The organism is Qipengyuania sp. ASV99, assembly GCF_047872805.1.
Classification (GTDB): Bacteria; Pseudomonadota; Alphaproteobacteria; order Sphingomonadales; family Sphingomonadaceae; genus Erythrobacter.
Window position 1 is genome coordinate 1 of the sequence record NZ_JBLQUK010000005.1, and the last position, 14,001, is coordinate 14,001.

The 14,001-nt window shown below is 60.1% G+C and carries 13 protein-coding genes, 1 tRNA gene and 1 pseudogene; 7 read left to right on the plus strand and 8 right to left on the minus strand.

The window, feature by feature from the left end:
* Nucleotides 1–504 (plus strand): annotated as a pseudogene (locus ACM64M_RS07535) (hypothetical protein); the annotation flags it as partial.
* Between the two features lie 180 nt (nucleotides 505–684).
* Here the strand turns inward: ACM64M_RS07535 and ACM64M_RS07540 are convergent.
* Nucleotides 685–774 (minus strand) — tRNA-Ser (locus ACM64M_RS07540).
* Between the two features lie 200 nt (nucleotides 775–974).
* Here ACM64M_RS07540 and hspQ point away from each other — a divergent pair.
* Nucleotides 975–1,355, plus strand: coding sequence for a heat shock protein HspQ (gene hspQ, locus ACM64M_RS07545; RefSeq protein ID WP_416228066.1), 381 nt, complete (start codon nucleotides 975–977; stop codon nucleotides 1,353–1,355).
* 99 nt (nucleotides 1,356–1,454) lie between these two features.
* Nucleotides 1,455–1,976, plus strand: coding sequence for a hypothetical protein (locus ACM64M_RS07550; RefSeq protein WP_416228067.1), 522 nt, complete (start codon nucleotides 1,455–1,457; stop codon nucleotides 1,974–1,976).
* On the opposite strand, the gene ACM64M_RS07555 is transcribed toward ACM64M_RS07550, so the two are convergent.
* Nucleotides 1,973–2,860: an ABC transporter permease gene (locus ACM64M_RS07555; protein WP_416228068.1), complete on the minus strand. Its 888-nt coding sequence runs from the start codon at nucleotides 2,858–2,860 to the stop codon at nucleotides 1,973–1,975. The genes ACM64M_RS07550 and ACM64M_RS07555 overlap by 4 nt on opposite strands.
* 89 nt (nucleotides 2,861–2,949) lie before the next feature.
* On the opposite strand from ACM64M_RS07555, the gene ACM64M_RS07560 reads away from it, so the two are divergent.
* Both ACM64M_RS07560 and ACM64M_RS07565 read left to right on the plus strand, forming a co-directional pair.
* The gene (locus ACM64M_RS07560; protein ID WP_416228069.1) at nucleotides 2,950–3,660 is read left to right on the plus strand and encodes a GcrA family cell cycle regulator; all 711 of its coding nucleotides are present in this window, start codon (nucleotides 2,950–2,952) and stop codon (nucleotides 3,658–3,660) included.
* A 268-nt stretch (nucleotides 3,661–3,928) separates the two neighbouring features.
* Nucleotides 3,929–4,888: a DUF481 domain-containing protein gene (locus tag ACM64M_RS07565; protein ID WP_416228070.1), complete on the plus strand. Its 960-nt coding sequence runs from the start codon at nucleotides 3,929–3,931 to the stop codon at nucleotides 4,886–4,888.
* Here ACM64M_RS07565 and ACM64M_RS07570 read toward each other — a convergent pair.
* From ACM64M_RS07570 to truB, 4 genes are all read right to left on the minus strand, one after another.
* The gene (locus tag ACM64M_RS07570; protein WP_416228071.1) at nucleotides 4,885–5,568 is read right to left on the minus strand and encodes a spermidine synthase; all 684 of its coding nucleotides are present in this window, start codon (nucleotides 5,566–5,568) and stop codon (nucleotides 4,885–4,887) included. The genes ACM64M_RS07565 and ACM64M_RS07570 overlap by 4 nt on opposite strands.
* A gap of 93 nt (nucleotides 5,569–5,661) precedes the next feature.
* Nucleotides 5,662–7,974, minus strand: a complete 2,313-nt coding sequence (gene pnp, locus ACM64M_RS07575; RefSeq protein WP_416228072.1) for a polyribonucleotide nucleotidyltransferase — start codon at nucleotides 7,972–7,974, stop codon at nucleotides 5,662–5,664.
* Nucleotides 7,975–8,149: 175 nt separating this feature from the next.
* Nucleotides 8,150–8,419: a 30S ribosomal protein S15 gene (gene rpsO / locus ACM64M_RS07580; protein ID WP_416228073.1), complete on the minus strand. Its 270-nt coding sequence runs from the start codon at nucleotides 8,417–8,419 to the stop codon at nucleotides 8,150–8,152.
* Between the two features lie 12 nt (nucleotides 8,420–8,431).
* A complete protein-coding gene (truB, locus tag ACM64M_RS07585; RefSeq protein ID WP_416228074.1) occupies nucleotides 8,432–9,355 on the minus strand; it encodes a tRNA pseudouridine(55) synthase TruB in 924 nt (307 codons plus the stop codon).
* Nucleotides 9,356–9,408: 53 nt separating this feature from the next.
* Here truB and glpD point away from each other — a divergent pair, with 53 nt between their 5' ends.
* Nucleotides 9,409–10,884 (plus strand): glycerol-3-phosphate dehydrogenase, encoded by a 1,476-nt coding sequence (gene glpD / locus ACM64M_RS07590; protein WP_416228075.1) that lies wholly within the window; start codon nucleotides 9,409–9,411, stop codon nucleotides 10,882–10,884.
* A gap of 6 nt (nucleotides 10,885–10,890) precedes the next feature.
* Here the strand turns inward: glpD and ACM64M_RS07595 are convergent, their stop codons facing one another.
* Complete coding sequence (locus ACM64M_RS07595) at nucleotides 10,891–11,607, minus strand: site-2 protease family protein (protein WP_416228076.1); 717 nt, start codon at nucleotides 11,605–11,607, stop codon at nucleotides 10,891–10,893.
* Nucleotides 11,608–11,646: 39 nt separating this feature from the next.
* Nucleotides 11,647–12,222: a thymidine kinase gene (locus ACM64M_RS07600; protein WP_416228077.1), complete on the minus strand. Its 576-nt coding sequence runs from the start codon at nucleotides 12,220–12,222 to the stop codon at nucleotides 11,647–11,649.
* 121 nt (nucleotides 12,223–12,343) lie between these two features.
* On the opposite strand from ACM64M_RS07600, the gene ACM64M_RS07605 reads away from it, so the two are divergent.
* A complete protein-coding gene (locus ACM64M_RS07605; protein ID WP_416228078.1) occupies nucleotides 12,344–13,957 on the plus strand; it encodes an AbgT family transporter in 1,614 nt (537 codons plus the stop codon).
* The last annotated feature ends 44 nt before the right edge of the window (nucleotides 13,958–14,001 follow it).

Consider the following 14,001-nt stretch of genomic DNA (forward strand, 5'->3'; position numbering starts at 1 on the left):
AAACTTGTTCGTTGTCTTGCTCATAAGGACTCCATCTACTCAAGAGTTGGAGCCTCCGACAATCCCGGGGCGGTTCAGACCATCTCCCTCGATCGCGAGGCAACCCTGAGCGCGCTGGGCCTGACAAACTCGAGGGATACTGGAAATACAGTTCTGACAGTAGATGCGAGACTGACCCGCAAAGGTCATTCTCTTCAGCTGATCCAAACTGATGGACGCAGAGGCTCTCCCAAGGCCGATGAAACTCTCGTCCACCTTGTTCTGCGGGCACGAGCCTGGTGGGAAGAGGTTACCTCGGGCAACATGACCATTGCCGAACTTGCGCGGAGCAAGCAGATCAACAGTTCGTTTGTATCTCGAACCGTCCGCCTCGCCTTCCTCTCGCCTAAAATTGTTGAAGCAATATTGGCGGGCACCCAGCCCGCCCATCTCAGTGCGCAGAAGCTGCGCAACACCGAGCTGCCCCTGAATTGGTCGGACCAGCACGAACTTCTGGGCTTCTGAAACACCTGCATCGCCAATCAGAGCCGGTACCACCGAAATGGCCGCGAGAGAAAACCTCCCGAATTGGCCTGAATGATGCAAGTTGGCTATTCTCTGCAGACCCGAATCAACGCCTGAGTGGCGCAGAATTGCGGGGTTCTCGTGATCCATTTTTATCGTTCTATATCAATGCCTTATGAGTGGCGGAGAGGGAGGGATTCGAACCCTCGGAACCCGTAAGAGCTCAACAGTTTTCGAGACTGCCCCGTTCGACCACTCCGGCACCTCTCCGCACCCTTTTGCGGCGCATCAGCGCTCAGCGAGCGCATTGGCCTGTCAAAAGGGAGCGCGCCCGTTAGCGCAGGCCATGCTACTTGCCAAGCCCTCGCGGACTGATCCGAAAGGCTGCGCGTCCCAAAAAGCGGGCATATCTTGTCGTCTGGCAACACAATCCGCTTGTTTTGCCCGGACGAAGGTCCATATTTCGGCTCATGGACCGCGCTCACTTCTTTTCCAGCCAAGCGGGACGCACCATCAACGCCCCGCGTCAGACCCGCAGTCGCTTTGGAATAGGCGAGGTCGTCCGCCACCGGCTTTTCGATTTTCGCGGCGTGGTCTTTGATATCGACCCAGTCTTTGCCAATAGCGAGGAATGGTACGAATCCATTCCTGAAGATATTCGTCCGCGGCGCGATCAGCCGTTCTATCACCTGCTCGCCGAAAACGAGGAATCGAGCTACGTCGCCTATGTCAGCCAAGGTAATCTGGTGACCGATACCGACGGCGGGCCGATCGATCATCCCACCGTCCCGCAATTGTTTGATCAGTTCAAGGACGGCCGTTACCGGATGCGCCGCTCCCTGACTCACTAACGCGGGTTCTGGCGCGAGGGGGCACGGAGCTTGGCGAGCAAAGCACAATACACGCACGGAACCGTCCGCCAGAGACTCGATCTCGCTTTGCGGCATGAATTGGGCGAAGGCGAGTTGATCGTCTGGCAGGGCATGAAACTCGCACGGGTGGAACCAAAGGGTTTTGCGATTTACTTTTTCGCCATTCCATGGACAGCCTTTGCGCTGTTCTGGACCGCTATGGCGGCGGTTGGCACGAGTGCGATGCAGAACGGCGATACGGGGTTGTTGGGCTGGGCTTTTCCCTTGTTTGGAACCCCATTTATCTTGATCGGTCTCGGGATGCTGGCCATGCCGTTTGTTCCCATGTTTCAACGCGGACGGATCCTGTTTGCGGTCACTGACAAGCGTGTTTTGCAACTCAGCCTGGGACGGGATTTGACCGTCAACTCCGTCCCCTCCAGCCGTATCGGTGATATAGTGCGCCGGGAAAGCGCGGATGGAACGGGCTCGGTCGAATTGTCCCTTTCCGTGGCGATCACCGATTTTGGTGGCCGGCCTTCCAAAAATATGAACGTTGGCCGGGTCGCTGATGTCAGAGGGGCCTATTCCGCCATTTTCCGACTGAGCGAAAAGGACTAGCTTTTCAGCTTCCATCCCGACCGCAGCACGAAATACACTGCGAGTGCGATTATCGCATTCAAGACACCCAACCCGATAGCGGCCACCACCACGTCTGATTGTGTGCCAATGTCGCTCCGCCCCAGAAAGCCGTAGCGAAAGCCCGAAATGACGTAGAAGAACGGGTTGACGCGGCTGACGGCCTGAAATGCGGGGGCAAGATTATCCAGAACGTAGAACGTGCCCGACAACAACGACAGTGGGGCAATCACGAAATTGGAAATCGCCGCATTGTGATCGAATTTCTCCGCCCAGATCGACGTCGCCAGGCCGATCAGCGCGAGCAAAACGCTGCCCATCAAACCGAACCATGCCACCGCCCACCAATGCGCCGCAACAAGCGAGACATCCGGCCACAGCGCCATCGCCAGCGCGACGGTGCAGCCCACCGCCACCGCCCGCGTGACCGCGGCCGCAACGATCCCGCCCATCAGTTCTCCCGGTGACAGCGGCGGCATCAAGAGGTCGATGATTGTCCCCTGGATCTTGCCCGAAAGCAGTGAGAAGGACGAATTGGCAAAGGCATTCTGCATCATCCCCATCACGATCAGCCCCGGCGCGACGAAACTGGCAAAGGGCACGCCGAGCACTTCACGCCCGCCACGCCCCAATGCGACGGTGAAGATGACCAGAAACAGCACCGTTGTTACCGCCGGAGCCCAGATCGTTTGTGTCTGGACCTTGAGAAACCGCCGAACCTCCTTCATATAGAGCGCCAAGAGACCAACGCGGTTTATCCCGGTTATCACCGGAACCCCGCGCGGGCTGAATTGGGTGCCCCCGAATGACTGGGTCGTTGCGGGGGCGTTGCCCAAATTCTGGTTCGCTGAAAGCTCGTCTGTCATCCTTGGGCGACTACGTCCTCTGATGGCAAGAGACAAGCCGCCTGTCTGGATGGCGGAACGGTCTTTGACCGAACGGAGATTGAATAGGTATGAGTTGGACTGACGAGCGCATTGGAACGCTCAAGAAAATGTGGGAAGGCGGCGCAACCGCCAGTCAGATTGCCGAGGAACTGGGCGGTGTCAGCCGCAATGCGGTGATCGGCAAGGCGCACCGGTTGGGCCTCAAATCCCGACCCTCCCCGGTCAAAGCGAATGAGCAGAAAGCGGCAAAGAAGTCGGCCGTCAAAAGCACGCCTGCGATCAAGAAAGCCGCTGCGCCCACACCCGCCACCAAGCCCACGCCCAAACCGGCTGACCGCCCAGCTGGTAACCCGCTGGAACAGGCCGACGCCGCGCCTGCGGCTTCGCCCGGTGTTGATCATGGCGGCAATTCGCAGCCGATCCCTAACCTTGCCCCTGACCTGCCCAAGATCGTTTCGGTCGGTCCGGGCGGGTTCCTGCGTCAGGGACCGGGCGACCAGCAGGCACCGATCCCGCCTGCTCCGCCGCGTCGTCTTGTGCCGGCCAAACCCAGTCCGGAGATCGCTGATAAGACCAGCCTGCTGGACCTTTCGGACAAAGTGTGCCGCTGGCCGATGGGCCATCCGGGTGAGCCAGATTTCCATTTCTGCGGAAACGATGTGAACCCCGGTTTCCCTTACTGTGTTGAGCATTGCGGACGGGCCTATCAGGCTCAGCTGCCGCGCGGTGCGCGCCGTCCCCCGCCGCCGTTGCCGTTTGGCGGTCCGCGAGTGCGCTGATTCGCGCTTCGACCCCGGCTCTGAGGGGGCAGTCTCCGCCTTGCGCTGTGCTGCCCCCACACAGCCGCAACCGAGCTGCCTGACACACTTGACACACTGTCCAGAGGCCAAAATCTCCAAGGGCAAAGTCGCACATGCTTGTCCTTCGGGCCGCGCTCCATTCCGGCCGACAATTGGCCGATCAGGTCCGGCAATTGCCGATATCAGAAATTGCGCCATGCAGAACATGGCTCACCCTCGCCCAAAGACGTGGCTGTAGGAAAGCGAAATGACCAATCCAACCTTCCCTTTCCTGCCTGCGCTTGCGGTGATTGCGCTGTTCGTCCCGGCTGCGGCCCGCGCCGACATGCCCGTGCCCGTGCGCGACATGATCGACGCAGCGATCGCCACCGGGGACGAAGCCAAGGTGCGCATTGTGATCGACATCGCCCGCTCCACCAATCCCGGTGACGGGGGTGAGCTTGATGCGATCCTTGCCCGCTATGAAACACAGCTGGCAGAAGCAAAAGCCGCGCAGGAAGAGGCACAGGTGGCAGAAATCCGCGATGCAGGGCTGTTCGAAAACTGGTCTGGCAGAGGCGAACTGGGCGCATTCCGCGCAACCGGCAATTCCTCCAACACCGGGGTCACTGCCGGCCTCAACCTGAACCGCGAAGGGATCAAATGGCGGCACCGGGTGACCGGGCGGGTCGATTACCAGCGCGCCAATGGGGTCACCACGCGCGAGCAATTCTTGGTCCGCTACGAACCCAATTACAATATCTCCGACGATTTCTACGTTTACGCGCTGGCGCAATATGAACGCGACCGGTTTCAGGGCTTCTCAGGCCGCTACGCCGTGTCGGGCGGGATCGGTTATAAGGTCCTGAACGAGGAAGGGCTGAACCTGTCGCTCAAGGCGGGCCCGGCTTACCGCGTCACTGAATTCGTCGATGGCCGCAGCGAAAGCCGGATTGCGGGGTTGATCGGAGTGGATTTCGACTGGGACATTACCGACAAGCTCAAACTGACGCATGACACCAGTGCTGTCGCGGAGGCCGGGGGTGCGGCGATTGCGATCATCGATTCGAACAACACCAGCATCGATTTGGTGACCGGCCTCAACGCCCAGATCAACAGCAGCCTTGCGGCGCGGCTCTCCTACGCGATCGAATATGACAGCAACCCGCCGCCGGGCGCGGTGCAGACCGATACGCTGAGCCGGGTGACCCTGATCTATGATTTTTAGGTCTGTTTCCGCCCGAACCAGATGACGTGATGCGCGCCCTTGTTATTGGGGCGTGACCGCACCGTGCGTTCCTCAACGTCGAAACCAGCCTCTTTCATACGGCGGCGAAAGCCGTGATCGGGTGCCGCCGACCACACAGACACGATCCCGCCGGGCTTTAATGCATCGCGCGCCTTGGCCATGCCGGTGCGGCTGTAAATGCGATTGTTATCGGCGCGCACCATCCCATCGGGGCCGTTGTCCACGTCGAGCAGGATGGCGTCAAATTTTTCGCAGGTTCCGTCATTGGCATCGTCGATCAGCGCGGCAACATCGCAAATTTTCAGATCGAGCCGGGGGTCAGCAAAGGTATCGCCGGTCAATTCGGCCATCGGCCCCTGCGCCCATTCGATAATCTTGTCCGAGATTTCCGCAACGACCGCCGTTGCGCCGACGCTCAGCCGCGCCAGCGCCGCGCGCAGGGTGAAGCCCATGCCATAACCGCCGATCAGGATGCGCGGATTGTCCGCCTCCAGCCGGTCCAGCGTCAGTTCCGCCAGCTGCTCTTCAGAAAAGCGCATGCGGGTGCTCATCAGCTCATTGTAGCCCAGCACGATCATGAAATCGCGGCCATGGCTGAAAAGTTCGAGCGTCTCGCCGTCTCGAATGGTGACAGTGTCGATAAGTTCGCGTTTGAGCATGGGGTTCGGTTAACCAGTGTTGCCGCAGGAATGAAACGAAAAAGGCCGCCCGGATCGCTCCGGGCGGCCTTTCATGTTTGAAATTGAAGGCGATTAGTCCTTCAGGAAGTCGGGCAGACCTGCGGGGCCATCATTGCCGCCCCCGTCACGCTCGCCGCCGCTGCGTCCGCCACGGTCGCCGCCGCGTCCGCGACCACCACCGCCGCCACCGCGATCATTGCGGGGACCGCGCCGATCGCCGCGATCACCGCCGCGATCAGGACGATCGCCGCGCGGTTTGCTTTCACGCGGCGGACGGGTGTCTTCCAGCTCTTCGCCGGTTTCCTGATCGACAACGCGCATCGACAAACGGACCTTGCCGCGGTTGTCGATTTCGAGAACCTTGACCTTCACTTCCTGACCTTCGCTGACGACGTCAGTCGGCTTTTCAACGCGCTCGTTGCGCATTTCGGACACGTGGACGAGCCCGTCCTTGCCGCCCATGAAGTTCACGAACGCGCCGAAATCGACGATATTCACGACCTTGCCATCATAGACCTTGCCGACTTCGGCCTCTTCGGTGATGCCTTCGATCCAGCGCCGTGCGGCGGCGATTTCATCGGCATTCGAAGAACTGATCTTGATCACGCCTTCGTCGTCAATATCGACCTTGGCGCCGGTTTCAGCAACGATCTCGCGGATCACCTTGCCGCCGGTCCCGATAACGTCGCGGATCTTCGACTTGTCGATCTGCATCGTTTCGATACGCGGAGCATGCTTGCTGACTTCACCGCGTGCGCCGGTCAGCGCCTTGGCCATTTCAGCAAGGATGTGCGTGCGCCCGGCTTTCGCCTGTTCGAGCGCCTTGCCCATGATTTCCTTGGTGATCCCGGCAACCTTGATGTCCATCTGCATGGTGGTGATGCCGTTCTCGGTCCCAGCCACCTTGAAATCCATGTCGCCAAGGTGATCTTCGTCACCCAGAATGTCCGACAGGACCGCGAATTCGTCGCCTTCAAGGATTAGGCCCATCGCGATGCCCGAAACCGGACGTTCGATCGGAACGCCGGCATCCATCATCGACAGGCAGCCGCCGCAGATCGTCGCCATCGACGACGAGCCATTGGACTCGGTAATGTCGGACAGGATGCGGATGGTGTAAGGGAAATCCTCATGGCTCGGCAGCACCGGGTGCAGCGCACGCCATGCCAGCTTGCCGTGGCCAATCTCGCGGCGGCCCGGCGCGCCAAAGCGGCCCACTTCGCCGACCGAATAGGGCGGGAAGTTATAGTGCAGCATGAAGTTCGAGTAGGAGAGACCCTCCAGCCCGTCGATCATCTGTTCGCTGTCCTTGGTGCCCAGCGTGGTGGTGCAGATTGCCTGCGTTTCACCGCGGGTGAACAGCGCCGATCCGTGGGTGCGCGGCAGGAAGCCCACCATTGCGTCGATCTGACGCACTTCGTCGAGCTTGCGTCCGTCGATGCGCTGGCCTTCCTTGAGGATGGCGGTGCGCACGATGTCGGCTTCGAGCTTCTTGACAAGCTTGCCTGCGGTCATCTGCGTCTGGCCATCGGCATCGGCGTAATGCGCCTTGGCCTTCGCCCGCACTGCGTTGAGCGCGTCCGAACGAGCTGATTTGTCGGTCAGCTTGTAAGCGGCAGCGATGTCGTCGCCGACGATTCCGCGCAGCTCTTCCTTCATTGCGGCCTTATCGTCCGAAGTGTTGATTTCCCACGGATCCTTGGCAGCCTGTTCAGCGAGTTTGATGATCCCGCCGATAACCTTGCGGCATTCGGCATGAGCAAACATGACTGCGCCGAGCATTTCCTCCTCGGTCAGTTCCTTGGCCTCGGATTCGACCATCATCACCGCGTCTTGCGTTGCAGCGACAACCAGGTCGAGGCGGCCATCGGCCAGCGCAGCGTCCTGTTTGGGGTTCAGCGTGTATTCGCCGTCGATATAGCCAACGCGGCAGGCGCCGATCGGACCCATGAACGGGACGCCCGAAATCGTCAGCGCAGCAGAGGCTGCAACCATCGCCACCATGTCTGCCTCGGTTTCGCCGTCATACGACAGAACCTGGCAAATCACGTTGATTTCGTTATAGAAACCTTCGGGGAACAGCGGACGGATCGGACGGTCGATCAGGCGGGAAACCAGCGTTTCTTTTTCGGTCGCGCCGCGTTCACGCTTGAAAAAGCCGCCGGGGATACGTCCGGCTGCGGAGAATTTTTCTTGATAATGGACGGTGAGCGGGAAGAAATCCTGCCCTTCCTTGACGCCCTTTGCCGCGGTAACCGCGCAAAGAACGACGGTTTCGCCGTAAGTGGCGAGGACCGCGCCGTCAGCCTGACGGGCAATGCGGCCAGTTTCCAGAGTGAGGGTTTTCCCGCCCCACTCCAGCGATACGGTTTTCGTGTCGAACATGTATTTTCCTTTTTGACCCGCGCCGCCTTATTGCGTGCGCGGGGCCTACAGTTTCCGGGTTAAACCGGCCCGGACCGGTGCGGGGCGCTATTTTGCCCCAAGACCGCGCAAACCGGATGTCTGCGCAGCCAAATATGAGAAAGGCGGCCTTTCGAGCCGCCTTCCTGCAAAACTCTTATTTGCGAAGACCCAGTTTCTGGATCAGCGCGTTGTACCGCTCAACATCCTTTCGCTTAAGGTATGCGAGCAGATTGCGACGCTTGTTGACCATCATCAGAAGGCCGCGGCGCGAATGGTTGTCCTTGTGGTTCGCCTTGAAGTGATCGGTGAGGTTGCGGATACGCTGTGTGAGGATCGCAACCTGCACTTCGGGGCTGCCCGTGTCGCCATCGGCGCGGGCGTTGTCTTTGATAATCTGGGTTTTTTCTTCGGCAGTTACCGACATATTCAGTCTCTCTTACTCAGCGACATCGGGAAGGTTAAAACCCCTGACCACTTTCGCGGACCCATCCGTAATCTCGACCAGCGCCACCGGAACATTTTCCAGCATCGCACAGTAAAGCCCGGATGGCAGGGGCAGTTCAGACAGGACCCGGCCCGAGCGGACCGCCTGCGCATCTGTCTGAGTGAGGGAAAGGGCCGGGATGTCGTCCAGCCCCGCCTCTAACGGCAGGAGGAGGTCTTTCAATGGCGCGCCACTAGCGATTTCGTTGAGTTTGTCCAGCGAAATCGCCTGCGATTGCAGGAATGGACCCGCCTTCGTCCTTCTCAGATAGGTAACGTGCCCGCAGGTTCCAACCGCAAGGGCAATGTCGCGGGCTAGGCTGCGGATATAGGTGCCCTTGGAAACGTGGGCACGGAAGGTGATCTGATCGTCCCCCGCCGTACCAGGGACCATCGAAAGCGCGTGGATCGTCACCCCCCGCACCTGCAAATCGACCGCCTGCCCGGCCCGCGCCAGATCATAAGCGCGCTTGCCCTCCACTTTCAGCGCGGAATAGGCTGGAGGCACTTGCTCGATCGGCCCGGTGAATTGCGGCAGCACCGCTTCGATCTGAGCGCGCGTGGGCCGCATGTCGCTGTGCTCCACCACCACGCCTTCGGTGTCGAGCGTGTCGGTCTGTTCACCAAACTTCACCGTAAAATCGTAAATCTTGCTCGCATTCAGCATCCGCCCGGCCAGCTTGGTCGCTTCGCCCAGCGCGATGGGCAACACCCCTTCGGCCAGCGGGTCGAGCGTGCCGCCATGCCCGACCTTGGTCTTGGCATAGCCGCCTTCGCGTAAGACGCGTTTCACCGCTCCAACGGCCTGCGTCGATCCCAGCCCGCGCGGCTTGTCGAGGATGATCCAACCGTGCGGTGCGGGTTTCTTTTCGCTCATGATACCTGCCCCCTAGCCAAACCGCCGCGCTTTCGCCAATTGCTTATGCTGCAATGCAAAACCACTACGACCTTCTCATCATCGGCGGCGGAATCAACGGCGCGGGGATTGCGCGCGATGCGGCGGGCCGCGGACTGTCGGTGTGTCTGGTCGAGAAAGACGATCTGGCGCAGCACACCTCGTCTGCTTCGACCAAGCTGGTGCACGGCGGGCTTCGCTACCTTGAACATTTCGAATTCCGGCTGGTGCGCGAAAGCCTGATCGAGCGGGAGCGGCTGCTGCGCATCGCACCGCATATCATCTGGCCGCTGCGCTTCGTGCTGCCGCATGACAAGGGGCTGCGGCCCAAATGGATGCTGCGGCTCGGCCTGTTCCTTTACGACCATATCGGCGGCCGCAAGCTGCTACCCCCCACCCGCACAGTCGATTTGCGCGCGGCCCCGCATGGCGAAGTGTTGGAAGACCGCCTGACAACCGGCTTTGAATATTCCGATTGCTGGGTCGAGGATTCGCGCCTCGTCGTGCTCAATTGCGTGGATGCAAAGGAACGCGGCGCGGACATCCGGACCCGCACCGAATGTGTCGGGCTGGACCGGCGCAAGGATGTCTGGATCGCAACGCTGCGCACGCCGGACGGCGCGGAAGATCGCATTACAGCCAGCAAGGTCGTCAACGCTGCCGGGCCGTGGGTGGATCAAGTGCTGGGCCGCGCTTTGCCAAGTGAGCGGCATGAAAACCTCCGGCTGGTCAAGGGAAGCCATCTGATCTTCCCGCGCCTGTTCGATCATGATCGCTGTTACATCTTCCAGAACCGCGACAATCGCATTGTCTTTGCAATCCCTTACGAACAGGACTTTACACTCGTCGGCACAACCGATGTGTTGTTTGAAGGCGATCCTTCGGGGATCGACATCACCGCCGAAGAGGCATGCTATATCTGCGATGCGGTGAACGAATATCTGCGGGTCGATGTCTCACCCGATCAGGCCGTTGCTAGCTATGCCGGAGTGCGTCCGCTTTACGAAGACAAGGCGGCGAGCAATTCCACCGTCACCCGCGATTACCAATTCGAGCTGGACGATGATGGCCCGCCGATCCTTTCGATCTTCGGCGGCAAGCTAACAACCTATCGCAAACTGGCCGAGCATGCGCTTGAAAAACTTGGGATCGATGGCGCTTCATGGACAGCGGATGCAATGCTTCCGGGCGGTTCGCTTGACGAGGACACCGATCTTGTTGCGAGCGGTTTGATGAAGTATGAGAGTGTGCGGCTCACCCAACGCACGGCAGTCCGACTGGCAAAGGCCTATGGGTGGATCGCCTATCGCATCATGGGTCACGCTCCCTGGAACGAACCTGTCGGCAGCGAAGTAGCGCCGGGTGTCTGGGAATCGGAATTGCGGCATCTAGTCCGAAATGAATTCGCGCAAACCGCAGAGGATGTGCTCAAACGCCGCAGCAAGCTCTACCTGCACCTGACCGCCGAGGAGCAAGCGGCGGTCGCCCGCTGGTTCAAAGCGCGCAGATAAAAGGCGCTATGCCCCGGCAAAAATGGCGGCAATGCCGAGATACAGACCCAGCACCCAATCGAACACAGGGCCGATAGTCTGGGCCAGCCAGCCGGTCCCGAAAATCCAGCTCGCCGCGATCACGCCCACGATCAGCAGCATGCCAAGCTGTTGCAGCCGTTCCCACCCTGCCCGCAAGCGGGCCGGCAATAGCCCGCCGACAATATGCGACCCATCAAACGGCGGGATCGGCAGCAGGTTGAACAGGCCAAGGAACAGGTTGACGATCACGAAATAGAACAGCCCGCTGACCACCGGCAGCGCCTCTCCTGCCGGATCAATCGCCATGGGCAGCCCAGTCGGCGTGCTCGACAGCAGCCAGTCCGGCCCGCCCACCAGGCCCAGCATCACCGCTCCAATCGCTGCGAGCACAAAATTGCTCGCCGGGCCAGCCGCCGCAACCGCCATCATGCCAAAGCGCGGGTTGGAAAGCCGGTATTTGTTGATTGGCACCGGCTTGGCCCAGCCAAAGACCGGCCCGCCCAGAATGGCAAGCCCGCCCGGAACCAGCAAGGTTCCTACCGGATCGACATGTTTGAACGGGTTGAGCGTCAGGCGCCCACGCTCGCTGGCGGTGGGATCGCCCAAAGCCATTGCGGTATATCCATGCGCCACCTCGTGAAACACGATGGCGATGATGAGGCTGGGGATGAGAACCGCCGCGAGGATCAAGGTGTCTGACATGGCTGGAAAGATAGGGTGCGCGGACCCGCTAAACCAGTATCACCCCTTGAGCGCGGCGCTAAAATGCTTGCGGCACAGCGCGACATAGCGATCATTCCCGCCGATTTCGGTCTGCGCGCCCTGCTTTACCGCGCTGCCGTCCTCACTCACGCGCAGGTTCATCGTCGCCTTGCGCCCGCAGTGGCACACCGCTTTCAGTTCAACCAGAGCATCAGCAATGCCCAGCAAGACAGCCGAACCGGGAAACAGCGCGCCCTGAAAATCGGTGCGCAGACCATAGCACAGCACTGGAATTCCCAATTCATCGGCGACGCCTGCCAATTGCCAGACTTGCGTTTCAGAAAGAAATTGCGCTTCGTCCAGAAGCACGCAATCAAGCGCGCTTTCGCGGTGCGCTGCTGTAATTGCGGCGCGCAGGTCAGTGTCAGGGCGGAAACGATGCGCTTCTGCCTCCAGCCCGATGCGGCTGCGCACCAACCCATCGCTGCGGGTATCGAGCGCGGCGGTCCACAGCATGGTCGCCATGCCGCGTTCGCGGTAATTAAAATCGGCTTGAAGCAGGGACGAGGACTTGCCGGCGTTCATGCTGGAATAATAGAAATAGAGCTTGGCCATCCCATACGCTTATCGCGCCGATGAAATTCGCGCCAGATCGCGTTGATTAATCCCTGTGACAGCCGCGATCCGCAATGCTAGCCCTTACGCTTTACGAAATTGGTTATCGGGGAAATTGCAGATGACAACGGCCGCAGCGGACGCGACCCAATCCAACGGCATGACCGGCTTTCTAGGCTGGATTGAACGCAGCGGCAACAAACTGCCCGATCCGGTGTTCCTGTTTTTCTGGCTGATCCTGATCCTGATCGTGATCTCACAAATCGCCAGCATGGCCGGTTTGTCGGTCACCCATCCGACCGAGATTGACCCTGATACCGGCGCGGCGCGCGTAGTGGCTGCCGCCAGCTTGTTAAATGCGGAGAATATTCAGCGATTGTGGGTCGAAATGCCCACGACCTTCACCCATTTCCACCCGCTTGGCTACGTTCTGGTGGTAATGCTGGGAGCGGGAGTGGCGGAGCGTGCCGGGCTGTTTGGCACTGCTATGCGCGCGGGCGTGCGCGATGCGCCCAAGGCGCTGCTGACACCCATTGTCGTGTTCGTCGGAATGATGGGCAATCTCGCCGCAGACGCGGCCTATGTCGTGCTGATCCCGCTCGCAGGGATTATCTTTCACGCCGCCGGGCGTCACCCGATCGCAGGGATTGCAGCGGCCTTTGCCGGTGTATCTGGCGGGTTCTCTGCCAATTTGCTGCCCGGACAGCTCGATGCGCTGCTGTTCGGCATTACCGAAGCGGCGGTGGAGACAGTGTTTGGCGATTTCACCGCGAATATCGTGGGCAATTGGTATTTCATCGCGGCGATGACCTTTGTGTTTCTGCCGGTCATCTGGTTCGTGACGGACCGCATGATCGAACCCCGACTCGGGAAATGGAACCCCGCGCGCGCAGGCACTGCTGCGGATGAGGGCGATCAAGATCGCCCGCTGACCGAGGCTGAAAAGACCGGGCTCAAATATGCCGGGATCGCCGTGCTGGCGGTCGTGGCCATGTGGCTCTTTTTCACCTTTGGCCCCGGCACTCCGCTGATTGATGAAACCGCATCGGCAGAGGCGCAGCTCAATCCGTTTTACAAAAGCCTGGTGGCGGGTTTCTTCATGCTGTTTCTGCTCGCGGGCTGGGCCTATGGCAAGGGCGCCGGGACCATTGGCGATCACCGCGATCTGGTAAAGATGATGTCAGGCGCGATGGAGGATCTGGCCTATTACCTCGTGCTGGCCTTTGCCGCGGCGCATTTCGTGGCGATGTTTGCGTGGTCCAATCTGGGGCTTGTTCTGGCGGTGAATGGGGCTAATTTCCTTGGCTCCACCGACCTTCCAGCCTGGGCACTGCTGACCGCGATCATCCTGGTGACCGGGCTGCTCAACCTGTTCGTAGGGTCGGCCAGCGCCAAATGGGCGCTTTTGTCACCGGTGATGGTGCCAATGTTGATGCTGCTGGGTATCTCACCCGAAATGGCCACTGCAGCATACCGCGTGGGCGACGGGGCGACCAATATCATCACCCCGCTGATGGTGTATTTCCCGCTGATCCTGATTTTCTGTCAGCGCTGGGACAAGGATTTCGGTCTCGGATCGCTGGCTGCGGTGATGCTGCCGTTCTCGATTGGGCTGATGCTGTCGGGTCTGGCGCTCACGATTGGCTGGGTGTTGTTCGATCTGCCATTGGGACCGGGAGCGAGCGTGTTCATCGAAGTGCCTACCACCTTGAATGAAGCCGCTGCGCAGCCCTAAAGCCAGACTTACGATGGGGCAGCGCAGCGTTCATGTGGTCGCAC